This window comes from Devosia sp. 1566 (genome assembly GCF_004005995.1).
Classification (GTDB): Bacteria; Pseudomonadota; Alphaproteobacteria; order Rhizobiales; family Devosiaceae; genus Devosia.
On the sequence record NZ_CP034767.1, the window covers coordinates 715,429 to 738,686 of the forward strand.

Below are 23,258 nucleotides of genomic sequence, written 5' to 3' on the forward strand. Positions count from 1 at the left end.
CGGTGAGCACAACTGGGAAAGGCCCCTCCGAGAACCCCGGGCAAAGAAAAGGCCGCCGGTTTGGAACCAGCGGCCTTGAAGTAGAGCCTGAATGATTGGAGGTCAGGATCAGGCAGAAAGCAAATCAAGTTTCGCGCGGATATCCGCCCGAAGGTCGTCGATGGGAGCGATATGGCCCCCTTGTTCGTAATGCCAGAAAGTCCACCCGTTGCATGCCTCGGCGCCCTGCACCAGCGCACCCACTTTGTGGATGGAGCCCTGATGGGAACCCGAGACGAGCGAGCCGTCTGCACGAACCATGGCGAAGTAACGTTTGGTTAAGTCGAAAAGTTGCGTGCCCGGTTCAATCATTCCTTGCTCGACGAGCGAGCCGAAAGGAATGCGGGTTTCCTTGCGCTTGGGCGTGACCGATTGCAGGGCTTCAAAGACACCCGGCCGGATGGTCGCGATGCGGTTGCGCGCGGCATCCACATAGATCTGCTCGCGCTCGATGCCGATGAAATGGCGCCCGAGCTTGCGCGCGACAGCCCCCGTCGTGCCAGTGCCGAAGAATGGGTCAAGCACGATGTCGCCGGGCTTGGTGGTGGCATTGAGAATGCGGAACAGGAGGGCTTCGGGCTTTTGCGTGGGATGCACCTTGCCGTCGTCCTCGCCCTTGAGGCGCTCATTGCCGGTGCACAGCGGAAACAGCCAATCGGAGCGCATCTGCGTGTCGTCGTTGGCGAGCTTGAGCGCTTCATAATTGAAGGTGACGCGGCTTTTCTGGTTCTTGGCCGCCCAGATCAGCGTTTCATGGGCATTGGTGAACCTTGTGCCCCGGAAATTGGGCATCGGATTGGCCTTGCGCCAGATCACGTCGTTGAGCATCCAGAAGTCGAGATCCTGGAGCGCCGCGCCAACGCGGAAAATGTTGTGGTAGGAGCCGATGACCCACAGGGCGCCATCGGGCTTGAGCACGCGGCGCGCCGCCGCCAGCCAAGCGCGGGTGAAACGGTCATAATGGGCAAAGCTGTCGAACTTGTCCCAATCATCGTCTACCGCATCGACGCGGCTTTGATCGGGACGGGTCAGGCCCGATTCCAGCTGCAGATTATAGGGTGGGTCGGCAAACACCAGGTCCACCGAACCCGCCGGCAGGCTGTTCATGTGCTCGATACAATCGCCCACAAGAATGGTGTCGATGGGGAGACGCCTTGGCTCCTCCGCAAAGGCCGGTTCGGCCCGACGCGCGGTACGCAACATACACTTAACCCTAACGCAACACTAACGCTCCTGTTGTAGCGCGTCAGGGTTAAGGGAGCGTGTGCAATGGGTTAGCGTGGAGTTAAGAGGCGAGCAGGACCGGGACAGCCGCCAGCGCCAACCGCTCGCGCGCTTCAGCAACAGGGGCAAAATCGGCGCGGTGATGGCGGCAGGGACCATGGTCCTTGAGGGCGCGCATATGCTGGGGCGTCGAATAGCCCTTGTGGCTGGAAAAGCCGAAATGGGGTGCATCGCAATCCATGATCCGGCACATCCGGTCGCGCGTGACTTTCGCAACGATGGAAGCGGCAGCAATCGAAACGCTGCGACCGTCGCCACCCACCAGCGCTAGGCCTTCGCAGGGCAGGCCCATGGGTACATCGCGACCATCCACCAGCACCCGATCGGGACAAACGCAAAGGCCGTGCACGGCCTGGGTCATGGCCCAGAGCGTCGCGCCGCGAATATTGCGGGTGGCGATGATGGAGGGAGGCGCGATCACCACCGAAACTCGGGCGGTGTCCACAATCTGGGCGAACAGCGCCTCGCGCACCTCTTCGGTCAGCTTTTTGGAATCGTTGAGGCCAACCGGAATGCAGGTGGGATCGAGTATCACCGCGGCCACGACCACGGGGCCGGCCAGGGGACCGCGGCCGGCTTCGTCCACGCCGGCGACGACGCGCGCCCCACGGGCCTGCGCGGCAAGCTCATGGGAATAATCGGGTTCAAGCTGGATGGGTGATTCGATCAGCATGCCGCCAGCATCGCGATGGGCCTGCGCGGCGTCAACCCGGCGCCAAGTCGCGCCGGGATCACAAATCAGAAGAGGCTCATCTGCCGGTCTTCGAGCTTGGGGGCAACGAAAAGATCGCTGCGCAGGCCCGGAAGCTTGGCGTCGAGCCCATAGCGCTCGCGCGCCTTTTCGAAGCGCTGGGTCAGCAGGGTCGCATACGGGCCTTCGCCCGTCATGCGGGTGCCCCAGCGCGAGTCATAATCCTTGCCACCACGGGTATCGCGCACCAGCGATAGCACATGCCGCACCCGGTCGGGGAAATGGCGCAGCAGCCATTCCCGGAAGATGTCGCGCACTTCGCCGGGCAAGCGCAGCAGGATCATCGCGGCTCCCTTGGCACCTTGGGCGGCGGCGGCATCGAGGATGCGCTCGAGCTCCATGTCGTTGATCGCTGGGATCATCGGGGAGGCGAGTACGGAGACCGGCACGCCCGCTTCCGACAGGAGCCGAATGGCTTCGAGGCGCCGCGCCGGGGAGGAGGCGCGCGGCTCCATCTTGCGGCTGAGCTTGTGGTCCATCGAGGTCATAGAGATCCCGACTTTGACCAGCCGGAGCTTGGCCAACTCGGTCAGGAGATCGAGGTCGCGGATCAGGAGGGCCGACTTGGTGGTGATGGTGACCGGATGGCGGGTTTCCAGCATCACTTCGAGGATGCCGCGCGTCAGCTTATGCTTGCGCTCGGCCGGCTGGTAGGGGTCGGTATTGGTGCCCATGGCGACCGGCTTGACGCGATAATTCTTGGCGCCGAGTTCCGCGCGCAGCGCTTCCACCGCATTGGTTTTGACATAGATGTCGCGCTCGAACTCGATGCCCGCGGAATGGCCGAGGAAGGCGTGGCTGGGGCGGGCAAAGCAATAGGAACAGCCATGCTCGCAGCCGCGATAGGCATTGATCGAGCGATCAAAGCCGATATCGGGGCTGTCATTGCTGGTGATGATGGTCTTGGCGCGCTCGATATGCTCGACCGTTTCGAACTGGGGCAGCGTTTCCACGCTGTTCCAGCCATCATCAAAGCTTTCCCGCGCCTGGCGCTCGAAGCGGCCGCTGCGGTTGGATTGCGCGCCCCGGCCGCGATTGCGGCTGGGATCAACCAGTTCGCGCCGCGCCAGATCGGCGTCGCGGCTGCGGCTGAGCTTTTCCAGGGCTTCAAAGGACGGCGCTTGATAAAGGGCCATGAGGCGATCTCCTTGCGCTTGCCCGGTCGAATCGCGACGGCACGCAGCGTGGGATTCACATAGCGCACGCACGAGAACAAAACAAGAACAAGGGTGAACAGCTGAGCTGCCTCGACCCATCAGATGGGCGTGGGGAACGGCTGATGCAAGACTGCCCTGCGTTCTGGCGGGTGGACGGGCGCGCTTGCACCCACTAAACCACCCGACCCGGTCCAGGGCGCCACCGCACTCGCTTCGGCGATGTCGAAATCGGGTTGGCCCGATCGTCAGGGCTGTGTTCCAGCTGCCCGGGACCGAACAAATTCAATTCTGCGAAAGGCACACCATGTCCAGCGATGCTTCTGTTTTAGATGCTGTGCCCCCATCCGCCGCCGCAGCTGAGCCAGGGCTTGGCGCGCGCAATCGGCTGGTGATCAACCTGCTGCTGGTTTCGGCCTTTGTGGTGATCCTGAACGAAACCATCATGGGCGTGGCACTGCCGCACCTGATGACCGATCTGGGGATCACCGCAAGCGCCGGCCAGTGGCTGACCACGGCGTTTCTGCTGACCATGGCGGTGGTGATTCCCATCACCGGCTTCTTGCTGCAGCGCTTTCATACGCGGCCTGTGTTTGTCGCCGCCATGAGCACGTTTTCGCTCGGCACCCTGATCTGCGCCACCGCGCCTGGCATTGAACTGCTGATTGCGGGTCGGGTGGTGCAGGCCATCGGCACGGCGATCATGATGCCGCTGCTGATGACGACGGTGATGAACCTCGTGCCGCCCGCAACGCGGGGCAAGACCATGGGCAATATCTCGACCGTGATCTCGGTGGCGCCAGCGATCGGGCCGACCATTTCGGGCCTGATCCTGTCGCAGCTGGATTGGCGCTGGATGTTTATCCTCGTTTTGCCGATTGCGCTGGGGAGCCTCGCGCTGGGATTTGCGCGCATCCGCAATGTTTCGACGCCCAAATCCGTGCCGATCGATGTGATTTCGGTCGGTATGTCGGTGGTCGGTTTTGGCAGCCTGGTTTATGGGCTGAGCGGGCTGGGGGAAGCTGCGAGCCATCCCGGTCCTGTGCCGGCCTGGGTGCCGCTGGTGCTCGGCGTCGTGGTGATCGGGCTCTTCGTGCTGCGCCAGCTTTCCCTACAGAAGCGCGACCGTGCCCTGCTTGACCTGCGCACCCTGCAAACGCCGACCTTCAGCATCTCGGTGGTGCTGATGGCGGTGATGATGATGGCGATGTTCGGTATGTTGATCCTGCTGCCCATCTATCTGCAGAACGTGCTGGGGCTGTCGACGCTGCAGACCGGCTTGATGCTGCTGCCGGGAGGCCTCGTTATGGGGCTCTGCGCGCCAGTGGTAGGTCGGCTCTATGACAAACATGGCCCAACCGTGCTGCTCGTGCCCGGCGCGACCATTGTGAGCCTTGTCTTGTGGAGCCTGACCATGGTTACGGAAAGCACGCCCTTTGGCTGGCTGCTGGCCGCCCATCTGGCGTTCAGCGTCGGTTTGTCGCTGATGTTTACGCCCCTGTTCTCGGCGAGCCTCGGTTCGCTCCAGCCCAAGCTGTATTCGCATGGCAGCGCCGTGATCGGCACGGTGCAGCAGGTGGCGGGCGCGGCGGGAACGGCGTTGTTTGTGGCGCTGATGACCCTGCAGTCAGCCAATCTGCTGGCCGGTGGTGCCGAGCCGTTGGCGGCAGCGGCGGGCGGCATCCGCTCGGCGTTCTTCGTGGGGGCGATAATCTCGCTGTTCGCGATCGTGGCCGCATTCTTTGTGCGCAAGCCCAAGGGCGGCACACCGGGCATGGTGCACGGGCACTAAGGCATCTCAAGTCCGATAACACTTCAGAACGGCGGCCTTCGGGGCCGCCGTTTTGCGTTTCAGCGCTCGGCGAGGCGGGGCATCACTTCCACGAAGTTGCAGGGTTTGTGCCGATAATCGAGCTGGTCGCGCAAAATGCCGTCCCACGCATCCCGGCAGGCCCCGCGGGAGCCCGGCAGGCAGAACACAAAGGTTTCCCCGATCAGCCCAGCCGTGGCGCGCGACTGAATCGAGGACGTGCCGATCTTGGTGGCCGAGTATTGGTGGAACAGCACCGAAAAGCCGTCCATGCGCTTGTTGAACAGCGGCTCGATGGCTTCGGGGGTAACATCGCGGCCGGAAAAGCCGGTGCCGCCCGTGGTCAGCACCACGTCCACTTGCGGGTCCGCAACCCAGGCCTGCACGGCGGCGCGGATGGCCTGCACATCGTCAGGCACCACCTGGCGCCCGGCGCTGCGGTGACCATCTTCCTCGAGCATGGAAACAAGCAGGGCGCCGGAGGTGTCGGTCTCGAGCGTGCGGGTGTCCGATACGGCGAGCACGGCGATGGACAGGGGCCGGAACTCGCGCTCGTCAAATCTTGCCGTGATAAACATCGCTTTGCTCCGCTGCAGCCTGCTGTTCGTCGAGTTCGGTTTCCTCGATATCGGCCCGAGGATCAAGCGCCACCGTTTCTGGCGTCACCTGCTCGTCCGAGGCCATAGGCTGGAACGGCGTGCGCGTGGCTGCATCGGGCGCGTTGCGGATGCGCATGCGCAGGATGGCCGCGACGGCCAGGATGGCGTGGAAGATACCCGTGACGACAAAAAGCCCAACCGGATGGAATGCACCCATGATCATGGAAGCGACGGCTGGGCCGATGGCGAGGCCAACACCCAGGGTCAGCAGCATGCCGCCAGCGATCTTGGCGAACTCGCCTTCCTTGGCGAAGTCATTGGCATGGGCCACCGCCACCGCATAAAGCGGATTGGCGGCAAAGCCATAAGCGGCGAACAGCACATACATCGGCCAACCGGCGGCGGGGTTGAGCAGCACCAGGGTCAGGGCCACGAGGGCGGCAAAGGTGGACAGCCCGATCATCACCAGGCGGCGATCGATCCGGTCGGAAAGACGGCCAAAGGGAATTTGCGCGGAGGCCCCCAGAATGGCGGCAAGGGCAAAAAGAAAAGCGATGCCGCCCGCATCGAGCCCCTGGGCATAGCCGTAGACCGGCGCCAGGGTGCCAAAAGTGCCATTGGCCATGCCGCAGCAGAATGCGGCAATCGCAGCAATGGGAGAGGTGCGGTAAAGGAGGCGCAGATCAAGCCGCGCCGAGGATAGGGGGCGCGGCTGGGGCGTCGAGGTGAGGGCGGTCGGCAGCACTGCGCAAATAAAGCTGATCGCGCCCAGCACGAAGGGCACATAGCCGGCGGTGCCGGTCATGGACATGGCGAACTGGCCAAGCACCGACGAGCACATATTGACCGTGACATAGATCGAAAAGGTCGTGCCGCGGCTGCGGTTATCGGTCACCTCATTGAGCCAGCTTTCAACGATCATCGCGGCGCCGGCAAAGCAGAAGCCCGATAGCGCGCGCAAGACAATCCAGCTGATGTCGTTGACCATCAGCAGGTTAAGGAGGATCGTGACCGTGCCAATCGCGGCCATCACGGAAAACGCGCGGATATGACCGACATTGCGCACAATCAGCGGCACGACGAGCGAGCCCGAAACAAAGCCTACCGACCAGCCAGTGCCGATCAGGCCGAGCGAGAGCAGCGAGAAGCCTTCTTCTGCGCCGCGAACCGAGAGCAAGAGACCCTGCAGGCCACCCCCGAACATCAGCAGGGCAGAGCCAAGGAAGAGGGCGTAAATCTTTACAACGGAGGCCATGACGCTTTCGGGGGAACGGAGTTGATTCGACTGAGTGTGGTTGGATCACGCAACGGTGACATTAAGGGGGCAAAATCCCCCAGCCCAAGCTCCAATGTCAGCCGATGCCCAATTGGTCCATTTTGGCCTTGAGGCTGAGCAGGTCGCGCCAGGCCTGCTGCTTTGCCGCAGGGTTGCGCAGCAAATAGGCGGGGTGAAGCGTGGCGATGGCCTCGGTTTGATGGTTGCCGATGCTCACCGGGCTCCATTTGCCGCGCATCTTGATGATGCCCGTACTGGTGGAGAACACCGTCTGCATGGCCGGTCCGCCGACGGTGAGCACAAGACGGGGCGCCACCAGCTCCACTTGCCGTTGCAGGAAGGGCAGGCATAGGGCCAGCTCCTCGGGCGTGGGCACCCGATTGCCGGGCGGGCGCCAGGGCACGGTATTGGCGATATAAACCTTGGTACGATCGAGCCCGATGGCGCCGAGCATCTTGTCGAGCAACTGGCCGGCGCGACCCACAAAGGGGCGCCCCTGCCGGTCCTCTTCGGCGCCGGGGGCTTCCCCGATCACCATGATCTGAGCTTGGGGATTGCCATCGGCAAACACCAGCTGGGTGGCACGGAGCTTGAGCCCGCAGCCATCATAGGCGCGCAGGATCTCTTCGAGTTCAACCAGGTTCTGCGCCTTGGCCGCAAGGCTGCGCGCTTCGGCCGGATCGCCCCCGAGTGCAGGCATGGGTGCGCTCGGCGCGGCCGAGGCGGCGGGATTGGGGACGGCGGGGCTGGGGGCAACACGGGCAGGCGGGCGCTGGTTGAAGCGGTCCACCGGCTCTTCGCCAAGGGCCAGGTCCACACCGGCAGCCCGATACCATTCGAGCACCGAGACCATCTCGGCGTGATTTAGCGGTCGCATCTCGGCCATGTTCTCTGTTATGGCACACCGCGTTTGCCGCGGCCAGCCGCGCGTGGAAAGAGACGACGGAGATTTCATGGCAGAAGCGGGCGAGCGCGAAAGCCTTTCCACCGATGTCGTGATCGTTGGCGCTGGTCCTGCGGGGCTGGCAGCGGCTATTCGCCTCAAGCAACTCCATCCCGATCTGGGGGTCACCGTGGTGGAAAAATCCGCCGAGATCGGCGGCCACATCATTTCGGGCGCGGTGATGGACCCCAGGGGCCTCGATGCCCTCTTGCCCGATTGGCGCCAAATGGGCCCGCCGGTGGGCCCGGCGGTCACGCGCGACACCTACCATTTCCTCACCGCCAACGGCGGGGTGAGCTTTCCCCATTGGCTGATGCCGCCGCAAACGCAGACGCCAGGAGGAGTGATCGTCAGCCTTGGGGATCTCGTGCGCTGGCTGGGCGAACAGGCGCAGGCGCTGGGCGTCGATATTTTCCCCATGACCGCAGCCGTCGATGTGCTGCGCAGCCCCGAAGGGCCGGTCCGGGGCATCATCACCGGCGATCTGGGGCGCGATCATGCGGGCAATCCCAAGCCGGGCTTTGCCGAAGGCATTGGCCTTGAAGCCAAATATACCCTGCTGGCGGAGGGGGCACGCGGCTCGCTCGCCAGGGCGGTGATCGGCGATTTTGCCCTCGCCAGCGAGCCACAGAAATATGGGCTCGGGATCAAGGAAGTCTGGGAAATTGCCGCCGACCGGCACGAGCCAGGGCGGGTGGACCACTTTCTGGGCTTTCCGCTCGACAACAGCACTTCGGGTGGCGGCTTTGCCTATCATGCGGCGGACCGCAAGCTTTACCTCGGGCTGGTGGTGCATCTTGATTACGCCAACCCGACGCTGTCGCCCTTTGACGAGTTCGGGCGGTTCAAGACCCATCCCAAGATCGCGGCGCTGCTCGAAGGGGCGACGCGCCTCAGTTATGGGGCGCGGGCGCTGGCGACGGGCGGCTGGCAATCGGTGCCGACGCTGGCCTTTCCTGGTGGAGGGCTGATTGGTTGCGCGGCAGGGTTCATGAACGCGCCGCGCCTCAAGGCCATCCACAATGCGATTCTGTCGGGGATGGGGGCGGCCGAAGCGGTGGGCGCCGCCATTGCAGCGGGGCGCCAGCACGACGCAATCGAGGATTTTGCCGGCCGCATCATGGCCACCGGGATCGAGGACGAGTTGCGCGCTGTGCGCAATGTCAAACCCCTGTGGTCGCGCCTTGGCACGGCTATGGGCGTTGCCGCGGCGGGCGCTGAAATGTGGAGCAGCGCAATCCTGGGCCGGTCCGTGCTGGGCACGCTGCGCCACAAGGGGGCGGACTTCGCTGCCACTCGCACCCTGAGCGAAGTGACGCCCAAGACCTATCCGCGCCCGGACGGGCAAAAGGTGTTTGACCGCGCCGCTTCAGTTTTTCTGGCCAATCTCGCCCATGACGAGGACCAGCCCAATCACCTGCGGCTGGCCGATCCGACCGTGCCGATCCGCGAAAACCTGCCGCGTTATGGCGAGCCGGCCCCGCTTTATTGTCCGGCGGGGGTCTATGAGCTGGATCGCTCAGGGGCCGAACCGGTGTTTCGCATCCATCCGGCCAATTGCGTGCACTGCAAGACCTGCGACATCAAGGATCCCGCGCAAAACATCACCTGGGTTCCGCCCGAAGGTGGCAGTGGTCCCAACTACAGCGGAATGTGACTGACCCGCCGACCGGCCGCACTTGCGGCGCGGTCCCAAAACCGCCAATCTTGCCGCCCAGAACTGGGCCGGTTCGGCCAAGGGAGATCCAAGCCTCGTGTCAATGCTATCCAATCGTCTGGCGCGACCCGCCTTTGTTGCCCTGATGCTGACCGGCCTCGTGGTTCCCCTGGCGGCCCAAACGGCCCCCACGTCCACGCTCGACATGCTGTCGCTGTTCCGCCCCAGCGTGACCGGCTCCTATCTGGCCGGGCAAGGGGCGCTCAAGGACCTGCGCACCGAGGAAGCCGCTCGCTATTTCAGCGATGCAGCCAAGGCCGACTGGGACAACCCGGTCATGGTGGAACGCGCCTTTATTGGCCTTGCCGCCGATGGGCAGATCGGGGAAGCGGCCTCCACGGCCCGGCACCTGCTCGAGCTCGACCCTGGCAACCAGCTTGCCGAACTGGTGCTGGCGACCGAAGCGCTCAAGGAGCGCCGCTACGGCGCTGCCGACCGCATGCTGGCCTCGGTGGGCCAGGATAGTTTTGTTGGCATCACGGCGGGTATCTTGCGGGCCTGGGCGATGATTGGCGACAATCGGGTCAAGGAAGCCGACAAACTGCTCGATGGCCTGGGGCAGGGTGGGCTTGAGGATTTCCTCGTGTTTCATCGCGCTCTCATGGCGGAAGCGGCCGGAGACAACCAGCGCGCCATTCGCTATGCCGGCCAGGCCTTTGATGCCGAGCCTGGCGTAGCCCGGATCGTCGAGGTTTATGCCCGCGTGCTCGCCAATGCCGGCGAGTTCGACCAGGCCAAGGCCGCCATCGCCAAGTTCCAGGATGCGGGGCTGAGCCATCCCGTCGTCACCATCGTCAAGGAAGCGGTCGATGCCGGGCAGCGCCCCGGGATCTTTGCCGCCAATGTGCAGGTCGGCGCGGCCGAAATGTTCCACGGCATCGGCGTGGCGCTCGCGCGCGACAGCAGCATGGACGTCTCGGTAATGTTCCTGCGCCTAGCGCTTTATCTTGATCCGTCTGCCGATGTGGTGGCGCTGGCCCTCGGCCAAGTGCTTGATGCGGCCGACCAGCATGACGCGGCCAACCGCATCTATGAAAGCGTTCCCGCCAATTCGGCGATGAAGCCAACCGCGGTGGTTCGGGTCGCCCAGAACCTCGACAATATGGGTGATCGTCCCGAGGCGCTGCGCCGGCTGGGCAATATCGTGGCGACCCAGCCCGATGACCTCGATGCGGTGTCGGTTTATGGAGACATCCTGCGCACCGACGAGCAATACGCCAAATCCATCGACGCCTATTCCACGGCGCTGGACCTCACCGGCGGCGAGAATGCATCGGATTGGCGCTTCTATTATGTGCGCGGCATCTCCTATGAGCGCAACAAGCAGTGGCCCGAGGCCGAGCGCGATTTCCTCAAGGCGCTTGAACTGCGCCCCGACCAGCCGCAGGTGCTCAACTATCTGGGCTATAGCTGGATCGACAAGGACATGCACCTCGTAGAGGCGCTAGCCATGATCGAAAAGGCCGTCGCTGCCATGCCCCAGGATGGCTATATCGTCGACTCGCTGGGCTGGGCCTTCTACAAGCTTGGCCGCATGGAAGAAGCGGTCAAGACCCTCGAACAGGCCGTGCAGTTGCAGCCCAACGACCCCGAGATCAATGACCATCTGGGCGACGCTTATTGGCGCGCGGGGCGGCGGCTCGAGGCCAAGTTCCAGTGGAATGTGGCGGCCTCCGTTGACGATATCGGCGTCGTCAAGGAGCGTGTGCAGCCCAAGCTGGCCAATGGTCTGGACGAACAAACGGCCGCCCAGTAGTTCGGGGCATGGGGCAGTATTGGACGCAGTCGGCGCCAGCCAAGGTCAATCTGGCGCTGCATGTCACCCGTCGGCGTGACGATGGCTACCACGACCTGCAAAGCCTGGTGGTGTTCGCCGACTTGGCCGACGAACTGGAAGCGGCGCCAGCGGCCAGCGACAGTCTTGCGATCACTGGCCCTTTTGCGCGTGGCCTGAGCGGTGGCGATACCAATCTGGTGTCGCGTGCCGTAGCCGCCTTTCGCGCCCGCTGGCCTGAGGCTGTGCCGCCGGGCCTCGCCATGCGGCTGCGCAAGAACTTGCCGGTGGCGGCGGGCATTGGCGGGGGCTCCGCCGATGCCGCTGCGGCGCTGCGCCTGCTCGCCGATCTGTCGGCCACGCCGATCCCTGTCACGGAACTGGCTGAGCTGGGGGCAAGGCTGGGCGCGGATGTTCCCGCCTGCCTCGTATCCGCCCCTCTGGTGGCGCGCGGGGTAGGGGAGATCCTTTCGCCGCTGCCAGCCTTTCCCGAATGCTATCTGGTGCTCGTCAACCCGCTGCTGCCGGTCTCGACGCCCGAAGTGTTCCGGCGCCTGCTCAAGAAGGACAATCCGGCAATGCCAGCCTTGCCTGAGCCGATGACCCGGCCCGCGCAACTGGGCATCTGGCTGGCGGAAACCCGCAATGACCTGCAGGCGCCGGCAGTGGAACTGGTGCCCGAGATCGGCCGCATCATTGCTCGGCTTGCGGCGGCACCCGGCTGCATGCTGGCGCGGATGTCTGGATCGGGGGCAACGGTGTTCGGGCTGTTCGGCTCGGGGGCGCAGGCGCATCAGGCGGCCCATGAAATGCGTCGGGCGACACCAGACCATTGGATTGCCGCGGCGCCGGTACTCGGGCCCTAGAACAGGCGCATCACGCTGAATTCGACCACATCGGCCAAGAGCGCGTTCATCGCGCCAGCGGGAGCGGCGTTGAGCGCGTCACGGGCGGCACCCGCATGGGCATGGGCCTGCCTTATGGTGCGCCCCAGGGTATCGTGCCGCTCCATGATGGCAACAACACTGCGCACCTGATCGTCGCTCGCCTCGGCATCGCCCAGCGCGCCGGTGATCACTGCCCGCTCGGCCTCGCTGGCGTCGGCAAGCGCCAAAATAACGGGCAGGGTCATCTTGCCTTCGCGCAGGTCATCGCCGCTGTTCTTGCCCAGCGTATCGGTCTCGCCGCGATAATCGAGCACATCGTCAACGAGCTGGAACGCGGTGCCCAGCTCAAGCCCGTAGCGGGCCAAAGCCTTGCGGCCCGGCGCATCGGCGCCGCCCGACATCGCGCCCACTTCGCACGCGGCCTGGAACAGCACCGCAGTTTTGGCGCGGATCACTTCGGCATAGTCTTGGGGCGTGGTGGAAAGATCGCCAGTCTTGGCCAACTGGAACACTTCGCCCTCGGCCATGGCGGCCGACGCGGCGGAAAGCACGCCCAATGCTGCAATGTCGCCAGTTTCCACCATCATCATGAAGGCTTGGCCGAGGAGGAAATCGCCAACGAGGATCGAGGCCTTGTTGCCCCACACCATGCGGGCAGCGGGCTTGCCGCGGCGCATATCGCTTTCATCGACCACATCGTCATGCAACAGCGTGGCGTTGTGCATGAACTCGACGGCGGCGGCGAAATTGATCGCCGAGCCGGTACCCTTGCCAAAGAGGGACGCCGCAGCCACGGTCAGCATCGGGCGCAGGCGCTTGCCACCGCTTTCGATGAGGTAGCGGGCCAGCTCGGGCACCATCTCGACATGCGAATCTGCCCGCGCCAGGATCAGCGCATTGACCTTGGCCATGTCAGCGGCAGTAGCATCGATCAGCCGATCAACAGCATTGGCACTGAATGCCGGTTTGGATTGCGTAACAACAGACACGCGGTACGGTCCTCGTTTGCCCCTACTGGCAAATCTGGTTGAGCCTGATGCGCTTGCCACTTAAGCTCGCGTAAAAACCGGCCAATTGGGTGCGATGTCCCTAGACCAGACCAGCGACTTTGTCCAACAGCAAACCACGACGTCAGACGCCTTTCTGGGCGGCCGCATCACTGTGCTCCAACCGGCCCGGGGCTTCCGGGCGGGGCTCGACAGCGTGCTTTTAGGGGCTTCGGTACCCCCTAGCGCGCAAACACTGCTGGATCTGGGCAGTGGCGTGGGGACCGCGGCACTCGTGGCACTCGCGCATGCTCCGGGCCTGCGCGCCACGCTTGCCGAGCGGGACGAAGCCATGCTGACGCTCGCACAGGATAATGCGGCCGCGAACGGCTTTGCCGACCGGGTGAGCTATGCGCATGCCGATGTGGCCGCCCCGGGCAGTGCGCGTCAGGGGGCGGGAATCGAGGAGAATGCTTACGAGACGGTTATCGCCAATCCGCCGTTTTTCGATGCTGCCCGGGGCACGCTCGCGCGCGTACAGGGTCGGGCGGGAGCCCGGCACATGCAAAATGAACAACTGGAGCTCTGGGTCAAATCAGCGGCGGGCGCTGCGGCGGGCGGCGGCGAGGCCATTTTCATCTATCCCGCGCAGGGGCTGCAAGCCTTGCTGGGCGCGTTTGGCGGACGGTTCGGGGCGCTGACCATTCTGCCGCTCTGCGCGCGGCCCGATGGTCCTGCCACCCGAGTGCTGCTGCGCGGCATCAAGGGATCGCGGGCGCCGTTGACGCTGCTCGGCGCGCGGGCGCTCCATGAGGCAGATGGCCGGGCGTTCCGGCCCGAGTTTGAAGCAATCTTCCGCGGCGAGGCGCGGCTTGTCTGGTAATCCCCCTGGATGCACCCTAAATGGGGCGGCGAGCGTGAAAGGAACCCGATGGCTGTTCAAACCCCCGCCTGGATGGGCCGGATCTGGCGTCGCCTGGGCGGCAACAAGACGGTTATCCCCGTGGTTCGGCTTCACGGCGTGATCGCCGCTGAACAGCGCCAGGGGCGGCTGAGCATTGCTTCGGTGGAGCCCTTGCTGCAGCGCGCCTTCGCCATCAAGTCAGCGCCAGCCATCGCCATCGTGGTCAATTCTCCCGGCGGCTCGCCGGTGCAGTCGCGCCTGATCTCCAAGCGCATTCGCGACCTGGCCGACGAGCATGGCAAGCCGGTTCTCGTCTTCGTGGAGGATGCGGCGGCGTCCGGGGGCTATTTCATTGCCGTGGCGGGTGACGAGATCATCGCTGATCCCTCTTCGATCGTGGGCTCCGTCGGCGTGATCATGGCCGGCTTCGGGTTTGTCGGCGCACTTGAAAAGCTCGGCATCGAGCGGCGGGTGCACACGGCAGGCCGCAACAAATCCACGCTGGACCCCTTCTTGCCGGAGAATCCGGGCGATGTTGAGCGCATCAAGGCGGTGGAGCTCGATATCCATTCGGTGTTTATCGAGCATGTGAAAGCGCGGCGGGGCGACCGGCTACGCGCCCCCGACGATGTGCTGTTCACGGGCGAATGGTGGCCCGGGCTTCGCGGCGTCGAACTGGGGCTGGTGGATGCGATTGGCGACCTGCATGCAACGCTGCGCACCCGGTACGGCGCCGATGTCGTGCTCAAGTTCATTGCGCCCAAGCGGTCCTGGTTTGGCGTGCCACGCCTCAGCTTTGCCGCTGAACTGCCCGCCGCCATGACCGCTACGCTGGAGGACCGCGCCTTGTGGTCCCGGCTGGGACTATAGCCAATGACCGCAGTTCTGCTTCGCCTCGCCATCTATCTCGTCATCGCCGCGGCCATCTATCTGGGTGTTCGCAAGATCTGGCGCGACTGGCAGGGCCAGTTCAAGAGCCAGGATGAGGAAGCCCGGCGCCTGCGCCGCGAGCGCGACCAGGCCGAGCGCGCCAAGCCGGGCGTGATCGATCTCAAGCGCGACGCGGACGGCACCTACCGGCCGGGCGGACCCGGCGACGAGAACAATCGCCGTTGACCGCTCCCGGCAGCCTCAATAGAGGATGGACCCGCACAAAGGGACCACGCCCATGACTGACCGCCCCGCCCATATGGACCCCAAGAACTCGTTCCAGGGCATGATCCTGACGCTTCAGAATTTCTGGGCCGAGCAGGGCTGCGTGATTTTGCAGCCCTATGACATGCAGATGGGCGCCGGCACCTTCCATACCGCGACCACCTTGCGCGCGCTGGGCCCCAAGCCCTGGAACGCCGCTTATGTGCAGCCTTCCCGCCGGCCCAAGGACGGGCGCTATGGCGAAAATCCCAACCGCCTGCAGCACTATTATCAGTTCCAGGTTATCCTGAAGCCGTCGCCACCCGACATTCAGGAGCTTTATCTCAAGTCGCTGGCGGCGATCGGTCTTGATAGCGCCCTGCACGACATCCGCTTTGTCGAGGATGACTGGGAAAGCCCGACGCTGGGCGCCTGGGGCCTTGGCTGGGAATGCTGGTGCGATGGCATGGAAGTCAGCCAGTTCACCTATTTCCAGCAGGTGGCGGGCTTTGAATGCTCGCCGGTGCCGGGCGAAATCACCTATGGGCTCGAGCGCCTCGCCATGTATGTGCAGGGGGTCGAGAACGTTTACGACCTCAACTTCAATGGTGGCGGCGGCAACTCCAAGGTCACCTATGGCGATGTGTTCCTGCAGAACGAGCAGGAGCAGTCCAAGTACAATTTCGAGGCGGCCGATACCGAGATCCTGTTCCGCCATTTCGCTGATGCGGAAAAGGAATGCCGGGCCATTCTGGAAGCCGGCCGCGAGGGCGACCGCCACACCATGGCCGTGCCGGCCTATGAGCAGGTGATTAAGGCTTCGCACAATTTCAACCTGCTCGACGCTCGTGGCGTTATCTCGGTGACTGAGCGGCAAAGCTATATTCTGCGCATTCGCGAACTTGCCAAGGCCTGTGGCGAAGCCTGGCTGCACACCGCGGGCGGTGGCGCCTGAGGCGCTAGACCCCCGCACGCCGCTGCAATGGACAAGGCTTCGTCCCCTTGCTAGGCACAACCCACACGCTCGAACGCCCGGTTTAAACCATGCCCGATCTGCTGCTCGAACTGTTTTCCGAGGAAATCCCTGCCCGTCTTCAGCGCCGCGCTGCCGAAGACTTGCGCAAGGCGGTGACCACAGCGCTGGTGGATGCGGGTCTGGTTTACGAGGGCGCCAAGGCGTTTGTGACGCCGCGCCGGTTGGCGCTGACGGTTTCGGGCATTCCGCCGCGCTCGCCCGACACGCATGAAGACAAGAAGGGCCCCAAGGTTGGCGCGCCCCAGCCGGCAATCGATGGCTTTTTGCGCTCGGCCGGGTTGAGCTCGATCGAGCAGGCCAAGGTTGAAAGCGATCCGAAGAAGGGCGAGTTCTACGTGGCCCATATCCACAAGCCCGGCGCCGAGGCCGCAACGATTCTGTCGGGCCTGCTGCCGCGCGTGATCGCCGATTTTCCCTGGGCCAAGTCGATGCGCTGGGGCTCGGGCAGCACCAGCTGGGTGCGCCCGCTGCGCGCAATTACTGCGACCTTCGGCACCGATAATGACGAGCCGATTGTAATCCCCTTCGAGGCTGCAGGGGTTGGGTCTGGCCAGACCACCTATGGTCATCGGTTCCTGGCGCCCGGAGCCATTCGTATCCGGCGCTTTGAGGATTATCTGATGGGGCTCGAGCGCGCCAAAGTCGTGCTCGACCTTGACCGGCGCAAGGACATCATCCGCAGCGATGCCGAACACCTCGCCTTTGCGCGCGGCCTGTCGGTGATTGGCGACGAAGGCCTGCTCGAGGAAGTGGCAGGGCTGGTGGAATGGCCTGTGGTGATGATGGGCGCGTTTGACCCGGCCTTTCTGGAACTGCCCGAAGAGGTGATCATCGCCACCATTCGCGCCAACCAGAAATGCTTCTGCCTGCGCGACGGGGCAGGGCGCCTGGCCCCCTATTTCATCATCACCGCCAATACGGTGGCGATCGACGGCGGCGCCGCGATCATCGCCGGCAATGAGCGCGTTATTCGCGCTCGCCTGTCCGACGCCAAGTTCTTCTACGAAGGGGATTTGGCAACTCCGCTCGAGCACGGTCTGCCCAAGCTCGAAGACACCGTGTTCCACGCCAAGCTCGGAACCCAGTTTGCCCGCGTCGAGCGCCTGGTGAAAATGGCAGGGCAGATCGCCCCGCAGGTGGGGGCCGATCCGGAACGCGCCAAGCGCGCCGCCATGCTGGCCAAGGCTGACCTCACCACCGGCATGGTCGGTGAGTTTCCTGAACTGCAGGGATTGATGGGGCGCTATTACGCCCTGGCGCAGGGCGAGCCTGCTGACATCGCCAATGCCATCGAACAGCACTACAAGCCGCTTGGTCCTACCGACGAGGTCCCCACCGATCCCGTCGCGATCGCCGTGGCGCTGGCCGACAAACTCGATCTGCTGACCGAATTCTGGCGCATCAACGAAAAGCCCACCGGCTCGCGCGATCCTTTTGCGCTGCGCCGTGCCGCCTTGGGCGTGATCCGGATCATCACCGAAAACGGCTTGCGCTTCCCCTTGCTGGTGGAGCCCGACCTGCTGGCCTTCTTCCATGACCGGCTCAAGGTGTCGCTGCGCGATGCGGGCGCCCGTCACGATCTGATCGATGCGGTGCTCTCTCCCGACAGCAATGACATGCTGCAGATCACCCAGCGTGCCGAAGCGCTGTCGTCGCTGCTGTCCTCGCCCGACGGGACCAATCTGCTGGCCGGCTATCGCCGCGCCGCCAATATTCTTGCTGCTGAGGAAAAGAAGTTCTCGTTGACCTATGATGGCGAGGTCAAGCCCGAGCTGTTGCAGTTGCCCGAGGAAACCGCGCTGGCCGCTGCGGTGACCACGGTGCAGCCGGCAGTGGCAGCCCGGGTAGCGGAGGATGATTTTACCGGCGCCATGGGCGATCTGGCGGCCCTGCGCGCCCCGGTGGATGCGTTCTTTGAAGCGGTGCTGGTCAACGATCCCGATCCGGCCACGCGCATCAATCGGCTCAACCTTCTGGGGCGCCTGCGCCAGACAATGCATCTGGTGGCCGATTTCTCCAAGATTTCGGGCTAGCTGCGGATGGAACCCCGGGGGTAGCCCCGCTCGTTTCCCCTGCCACATCTAAGCTGCGGCAGGAATGAAGATATGAGCGTTGGATTATTGGCGTTGCTCGACGACGTCGCGGGCCTGGTGAAAGTTGCCGCGGCGTCGCTCGATGACGTCGCGGGGCAAGCCGCCAAAGCAGGCGCCAAAGCCGCTGGGGCGGTGATCGACGATGCCGCTGTCACGCCTAACTATGTGCACGGTTTTACCGCTGATCGCGAAGTTCCCATTATCGGCAAGATCGCGCTGGGTTCGGTCAAGAACAAGCTGATCTTCCTGTTGCCCGCGGCATTGCTGCTCTCGTTTTTCGCACCCTGGGTGATCACGCCCTTGCTGATGATCGGTGGGGCGTATCTCTGCTACGAGGGAGCCGAGAAGGTTTTCCATGCGCTTCTGCCCCATCAGGCCGAGGCGCATGAGGCCGCACTGGTGCCGGCGGCGATCACCGCCCAGACCCTTGAGGACCAGAAGGTCGCTGGCGCGATCAAAACCGATTTCATTCTTTCCGCCGAGATCATGACCATCGCGCTGGCCAATATTCCGGTCGAGAACGTCATCACCCAAGCGATGGTGCTGGCCTTGGTCGGCATCGGCATCACGGTCTTGGTTTACGGTGCGGTTGCGCTGATCGTCAAAGCCGATGATTTCGGGTTGCTGCTGGCCAAAAAGGGCCGCACGGGTGCCGGACGCGCTTTCGGCCGCGGGCTGGTGACCGGCATGCCAGGCTTCATGCGCGTGCTGAGCCTTGTGGGTACTGCGGCCATGACCTGGGTCGGCGGCAGCATTGTCGCGCATGGCCTGTACGAGTTCGGTTGGGACCTGCCTGAACACATCATTGAAGGGGCCGCTCACTGGGCCGAGCACACCTTCAGCTCGTTTGCGAGCCTTGCGGGATGGTTCGCTACCGCCTTTGTGGACTTTTTCTTCGGCCTGCTGCTGGGCACGCTGCTGATTCCGGTGGCGGGCTATGTGGTCTCCCCGCTCTGGGGTTTGATCAAGCGGGTGTTGCCCAAAAGAGCCGCTAAACCGGTGGCGTAAACGCAGCCCGCTTGTTCTTGTAGGGTGCCATGCCTTCATTGGCGAGCTGATCGGCGCGCTCGTTAAGATCGTGTCCGGCGTGGCCCTTGACCCAATGCCAGGAGATGGTGTGGCGCTTGGTGGCTTCGTCCAGTGCCTGCCAGAGCTCGAGGTTTTTTACCGGCTTCTTGTCGGCGGTCTTCCAGCCGTTGCGCTTCCAGCCCTTCATCCAGCTTTGCACGCCGTTTTTGACGTACTGGCTGTCGGTATGCAGTTCGACCGTGCAGGGTCGGGTAAGCGCGTTAAGCGCCTCGATGGCGGCGGTCAGCTCCATCTTGTTGTTGGTCGTCAGCGGTTCCCCGCCGCACAATTCCTTGCGCTTGTCGCCATATTGGAGAATGGCGCCCCAGCCGCCCGGACCGGGATTGCCCGAGCAGGCCCCGTCCGTATGGATCACAACGGCTTCACTCATGGGGCGACGGTGACCTCGACGGGGCGCAGCTGCCGCGGCACGTTGAAGGCGATGTTCTCGACCGCCGTGACCTTCGCCTCGACCTTGATGTCGTAACGCTGCGCAAAGGCTTCGATGACTTCATCAACGAGCTTTTCAGGCGCCGAGGCGCCAGCCGAAACACCCAGGGTGCGAATGCCTTGGAGGCGGCTCCAGTCGATTTCGCTGGCGCGGTCCACCAGCATGGCGACGCGACACCCGGCCCGTTCGGCTACCTCGACGAGGCGAAGCGAGTTGGAGGAGTTGGGCGAGCCAACCACGACCATGGCGTCGACCAGCGGAGCTACCGCCTTGACAGCCTGCTGCCGGTTTGTCGTGGCGTAGCAGATGTCTTCCTTGTGCGGTCCATGGATTAGTGGGAAGCGCGACTGCAGGGCCGCCACGATCTCGCTGGTGTCATCCACGGAAAGCGTGGTTTGCGTCACATAAGCGAGTGCTGCCGGATCGCGGGGTGTAATGGCCATGGCACCGGCCACATCTTCCACGAGCGTAATGGCGCCGAGGGGCAACTGCCCCATCGTGCCCACGACCTCGGGATGGCCATGGTGCCCGATCAGCACGATTTCGTGACCTTCCTCGAAATGGCGCTGTGCTTCCACATGCACCTTGGACACCAGCGGGCAAGTCGCATCCAGAAACATCATGTTGCGGCTACGCGCATCGGCCGGAACGCTCTTGGGCACACCATGGGCCGAGAACACCACTGGCGCATCGCCCGGCGGAATCTCGCTCAGTTCTTCCACGAAAACCGCGCCTTTTTGGCGCAGCCCATCCACCACATATTTGTTGTGGACGATGGCGTGGCGCACATAAACGGGCGCGCCATATTTCTGCAGGGCGAGTTCGACGATCTGAATGGCTCGGTCGACCCCCGCGCAAAATCCGCGAGGGGCGCACAGCAGGATGTCTAGTTGTGGCCGCTTTTCCATCCCAGATCAGATGCTTTCGCGAGCCGGCCAAGTCAAGCCTTGTTGCAGGCAGGCTAGCTCATAGGCATTATGCGCCGCGCGGCATGGCAGGGATAGCAAGGTGAGTTTGGCCCAGGAAATTTTTGCGATTGCCCCTGCGGTGGGCAAGGCGAACCTATCGGCCTCGCAGCTCAAATTGCTTTCGGGCAAGGCCCGCTGGATTTTCCGCGTCAGCGATGCCGGTTTTCCCACCATTCCCACGATCTGCATCACCCGGGCGGCATGGGAAGCTCTGCAGGCCGAGCGCACGCGCCGGGACGCCAAACTGCGCACCCACTGGATCGCGTGCCTGTTCAAGCTGGTCGGCGATGATGGGCAAACGCCCTATCTGGCGGTGCGCACTTCAGCGGCGTCTCATAATGCGGGCCTGCTGCCCGCCAAGACCGGCATCGCGCCCCCCCTGAGCGCGGCCGATGCCGTTGATCCCAACCGGCCCCTCGGACGTGCGATCAAAAATGCCTTTGACAGCTATGGCTTTGCGCGCCCGGGTTGGGGTGAAGCGCGCCCGGATGACGAACGTGCGCGCCAGATCGTTCTGGTGCAAAGCTCGGCAGGCGGGGCAATCGTGTCCTTTCTCACCCGCAACGCGGCAACGGGGGGGCTCGGGCCGGCTCCAACCGACGGCAACATGCTGCCAGCGCTGCCTGACAGCATAACCGCCCTTGTGACGCTGCTCGATGCCAAGGCGGGGCGGCATATGTGCTGTTCGGTCGCGGTGAGCGGGAACGAGGCACAATTCTTGTCCGCACGGCCAGTCCAGGCCAGCCCCGCGGCCGAGCTTGAAGCGGCGGTGGACCGGGTGAGCCGCGGCGTCTGGTCACCGCAGAACGCCGTGTCACGGGTGGAGCCTGCCCGCCTGGCGCAGTTGCTGCATCCGCGCCTCAAGGCATCTGCTGCCGCCATTCCCATTGCCACCGGCCTCGGCGTGTCACCGGGAGCGGCCAGCGGTCCCATCGTCTTTAACGCCGAAGACGCAGCGCGCCTGCGCGCTCGGGGCAAGCATTGCATTCTTGTGGTCAACGAAACCGGCCCCGCAGATATCGAAGGCCTGAAGGCCGCGACCGGCATTCTCACCGCTCGTGGCGGCATGTCGAGCCATGCCGGCGTGATCGCCCGCATCACCGGCAAGCCCTGCGTGGCGGGCGTGCGGACCATGTCGGTAAACGCGACAGAAATGGTGTGCCGCATCGGCGAGCGCGATTATCGCACTGGCGACCGGGTGACCATCGATGGCACCGATGGGCAGGTCTATGCCGGGATGTTGCCGCTGAGCCAGCCCCATATCGGGGGCGCGATCGGCACGCTGCTGGGTTGGTCCGATCGCAGCCGCACCATTGCGGTGCGTACCAATGTGGAAACGGTGGAATCCGCCCGCACGGCGCTCAGCTTTGGTGCCGAGGGTATTGGGCTGGCGCGTTCCGAGCACATGTTCTTTTCGCCCGAACGCATGCTGGCGCTGCGCCGCGTGATCCTGTCCGAGGACGGCGACGATCGCAATCGAGCGGTGAACGGGCTGATCGGTTACCAGACCGGGGACTACGAGGCGCTGTTTTCCACCATGCGCGGGCTGCCGGTGACGGTGCGCCTGTTTGATCCGCCGCTGCACGAATTCCTGCCGCGGACGGAGGAAGAAATCGAGGACACGGCGGCTTCGCTTGGCCTGGCTGTCAGGGCTTTGCGGCTGCAGCTGGATCGTATCGCCGAGATCAACCCGATGCTGGGCCATCGCGGCGTACGCCTCGCCATCACTTATCCCGAACTGCTGCAGATGCAGACTCAGGCGCTGATGGCCGGCGCGCGTCAGGCTAGCGAAAGACAGGACGAGCCGGTGGTGATCGAGGTCATGGTGCCCTTTGTCTCTACCGCGACCGAAGTGGCCTTTGTGCGGGACCGGGTGAATGCCATTGCCGCCAATTCCGGGCTCTTGCGCTCCGACCGGGTGCGGTTTTCCTTTGGCACCATGATCGAGCTGCCCCGGGCTTGCCTGCGGGCCGGCGATATCGCCCATCTCGTGGACTTCATATCCTTTGGCACCAATGATCTGACGCAAACGACCTTTGGCATTTCACGCGACGACGCGCCCACTTTCCTGACCGTCTACCAGCGCAAAGGCATTTATGAGCGTGATCCCTTTGTCACCATCGACGAAAAGGGGGTGGGCGAGATGATTTCCATCGCCATTGCCCGCGGGCGCGCCGCCAATCCCTCGCTCAAGATCGGCATCTGCGGCGAACATGCGGGCGATCCAGCATCCTTGCGGTACTTTGCGGGGCTGGGGATCGATTATGTCTCCTGCTCGCCCTATCGGGTGCCGGTGGCGCGACTGACCTTGGCACAGGCAGCGTCTTAAAATTCGGGCTCGCAGTGCCTATGTTGTGAGCGCAGGGCCACCGATGGCGGAAGGG

General features: G+C 64.0%; 20 protein-coding genes. 11 read left to right on the plus strand and 9 right to left on the minus strand.

The window, feature by feature from the left end; translation table 11 throughout:
* Window positions 1–108 precede the first annotated feature (108 nt).
* The 3 genes from ELX51_RS03470 to ELX51_RS03480 form a co-directional block, all read right to left on the minus strand.
* Window positions 109–1,242: a site-specific DNA-methyltransferase gene (locus tag ELX51_RS03470; protein ID WP_127752201.1), complete on the minus strand. Its 1,134-nt coding sequence runs from the start codon at window positions 1,240–1,242 to the stop codon at window positions 109–111.
* 82 nt (window positions 1,243–1,324) lie between these two features.
* On the minus strand, window positions 1,325–1,996 hold the full coding sequence (locus tag ELX51_RS03475) for a ribonuclease HII (protein WP_127752202.1): 672 nt from the start codon (window positions 1,994–1,996) through the stop codon (window positions 1,325–1,327).
* A gap of 65 nt (window positions 1,997–2,061) precedes the next feature.
* Window positions 2,062–3,210, minus strand: a complete 1,149-nt coding sequence (locus ELX51_RS03480) for a PA0069 family radical SAM protein (RefSeq protein ID WP_127752203.1) — start codon at window positions 3,208–3,210, stop codon at window positions 2,062–2,064.
* 325 nt (window positions 3,211–3,535) lie between these two features.
* On the opposite strand from ELX51_RS03480, the gene ELX51_RS03485 reads away from it, so the two are divergent.
* Entirely contained in the window at window positions 3,536–5,020 is a 1,485-nt protein-coding gene (locus tag ELX51_RS03485; RefSeq protein WP_127752204.1) for an MDR family MFS transporter, read from the plus strand.
* Window positions 5,021–5,079: 59 nt separating this feature from the next.
* On the opposite strand, the gene moaB is transcribed toward ELX51_RS03485, so the two are convergent.
* The 3 genes from moaB to ELX51_RS03500 form a co-directional block, all read right to left on the minus strand.
* Window positions 5,080–5,616 carry a molybdenum cofactor biosynthesis protein B gene (gene moaB / locus ELX51_RS03490; RefSeq protein WP_127752205.1) on the minus strand — a complete coding sequence of 179 codons (537 nt, stop codon included), beginning with the start codon at window positions 5,614–5,616 and terminating at the stop codon, window positions 5,080–5,082.
* Window positions 5,594–6,892, minus strand: coding sequence for an MFS transporter (locus ELX51_RS03495; protein WP_127752206.1), 1,299 nt, complete (start codon window positions 6,890–6,892; stop codon window positions 5,594–5,596). The genes moaB and ELX51_RS03495 overlap by 23 nt, the downstream gene beginning before the upstream one ends.
* A gap of 97 nt (window positions 6,893–6,989) precedes the next feature.
* Window positions 6,990–7,799, minus strand: a complete 810-nt coding sequence (locus tag ELX51_RS03500; protein ID WP_127752207.1) for a uracil-DNA glycosylase — start codon at window positions 7,797–7,799, stop codon at window positions 6,990–6,992.
* A gap of 67 nt (window positions 7,800–7,866) precedes the next feature.
* Between ELX51_RS03500 and ELX51_RS03505 the strand changes: the two genes are divergently transcribed.
* The 3 genes from ELX51_RS03505 to ELX51_RS03515 all read left to right on the plus strand — a co-directional run bounded on the left by ELX51_RS03505 (window position 7,867) and on the right by ELX51_RS03515 (window position 12,213).
* The gene (locus ELX51_RS03505; RefSeq protein WP_127752208.1) at window positions 7,867–9,513 is read left to right on the plus strand and encodes an electron transfer flavoprotein-ubiquinone oxidoreductase; all 1,647 of its coding nucleotides are present in this window, start codon (window positions 7,867–7,869) and stop codon (window positions 9,511–9,513) included.
* Window positions 9,514–9,616: 103 nt separating this feature from the next.
* Window positions 9,617–11,329 (plus strand): tetratricopeptide repeat protein, encoded by a 1,713-nt coding sequence (locus ELX51_RS03510; protein ID WP_248305315.1) that lies wholly within the window; start codon window positions 9,617–9,619, stop codon window positions 11,327–11,329.
* Window positions 11,330–11,337: 8 nt separating this feature from the next.
* On the plus strand, window positions 11,338–12,213 hold the full coding sequence (locus ELX51_RS03515; protein WP_127752210.1) for a 4-(cytidine 5'-diphospho)-2-C-methyl-D-erythritol kinase: 876 nt from the start codon (window positions 11,338–11,340) through the stop codon (window positions 12,211–12,213).
* Here the strand turns inward: ELX51_RS03515 and ELX51_RS03520 are convergent.
* On the minus strand, window positions 12,210–13,223 hold the full coding sequence (locus ELX51_RS03520; RefSeq protein ID WP_248305239.1) for a polyprenyl synthetase family protein: 1,014 nt from the start codon (window positions 13,221–13,223) through the stop codon (window positions 12,210–12,212). The genes ELX51_RS03515 and ELX51_RS03520 overlap by 4 nt on opposite strands.
* A 94-nt stretch (window positions 13,224–13,317) precedes the next feature.
* Here ELX51_RS03520 and ELX51_RS03525 point away from each other — a divergent pair, with 94 nt between their 5' ends.
* The 6 genes from ELX51_RS03525 (at window position 13,318) to ELX51_RS03550 (ending at window position 19,395) form a co-directional block, all read left to right on the plus strand.
* Entirely contained in the window at window positions 13,318–14,103 is a 786-nt protein-coding gene (locus ELX51_RS03525) for a methyltransferase (RefSeq protein ID WP_127752211.1), read from the plus strand.
* 48 nt (window positions 14,104–14,151) lie between these two features.
* Window positions 14,152–14,994: a S49 family peptidase gene (locus ELX51_RS03530; protein WP_248305240.1), complete on the plus strand. Its 843-nt coding sequence runs from the start codon at window positions 14,152–14,154 to the stop codon at window positions 14,992–14,994.
* A gap of 3 nt (window positions 14,995–14,997) precedes the next feature.
* Entirely contained in the window at window positions 14,998–15,240 is a 243-nt protein-coding gene (locus tag ELX51_RS03535) for a hypothetical protein (protein ID WP_127752212.1), read from the plus strand.
* A 52-nt stretch (window positions 15,241–15,292) separates the two neighbouring features.
* A complete protein-coding gene (locus ELX51_RS03540) occupies window positions 15,293–16,213 on the plus strand; it encodes a glycine--tRNA ligase subunit alpha (protein ID WP_127752213.1) in 921 nt (306 codons plus the stop codon).
* An 89-nt stretch (window positions 16,214–16,302) separates the two neighbouring features.
* Entirely contained in the window at window positions 16,303–18,327 is a 2,025-nt protein-coding gene (gene glyS, locus ELX51_RS03545) for a glycine--tRNA ligase subunit beta (RefSeq protein WP_127752214.1), read from the plus strand.
* A gap of 72 nt (window positions 18,328–18,399) precedes the next feature.
* A complete protein-coding gene (locus ELX51_RS03550; RefSeq protein WP_127752215.1) occupies window positions 18,400–19,395 on the plus strand; it encodes a DUF808 domain-containing protein in 996 nt (331 codons plus the stop codon).
* Here ELX51_RS03550 and rnhA read toward each other — a convergent pair.
* Window positions 19,379–19,846 carry a ribonuclease HI gene (gene rnhA, locus ELX51_RS03555; RefSeq protein ID WP_127752216.1) on the minus strand — a complete coding sequence of 156 codons (468 nt, stop codon included), beginning with the start codon at window positions 19,844–19,846 and terminating at the stop codon, window positions 19,379–19,381. The genes ELX51_RS03550 and rnhA overlap by 17 nt on opposite strands.
* Entirely contained in the window at window positions 19,843–20,814 is a 972-nt protein-coding gene (ispH, locus tag ELX51_RS03560; protein WP_127752217.1) for a 4-hydroxy-3-methylbut-2-enyl diphosphate reductase, read from the minus strand. The genes rnhA and ispH overlap by 4 nt, the downstream gene beginning before the upstream one ends.
* A 100-nt stretch (window positions 20,815–20,914) precedes the next feature.
* On the opposite strand from ispH, the gene ELX51_RS03565 reads away from it, so the two are divergent.
* Window positions 20,915–23,203: a putative PEP-binding protein gene (locus ELX51_RS03565; RefSeq protein WP_127752218.1), complete on the plus strand. Its 2,289-nt coding sequence runs from the start codon at window positions 20,915–20,917 to the stop codon at window positions 23,201–23,203.
* Window positions 23,204–23,258: the final 55 nt, after the last annotated feature.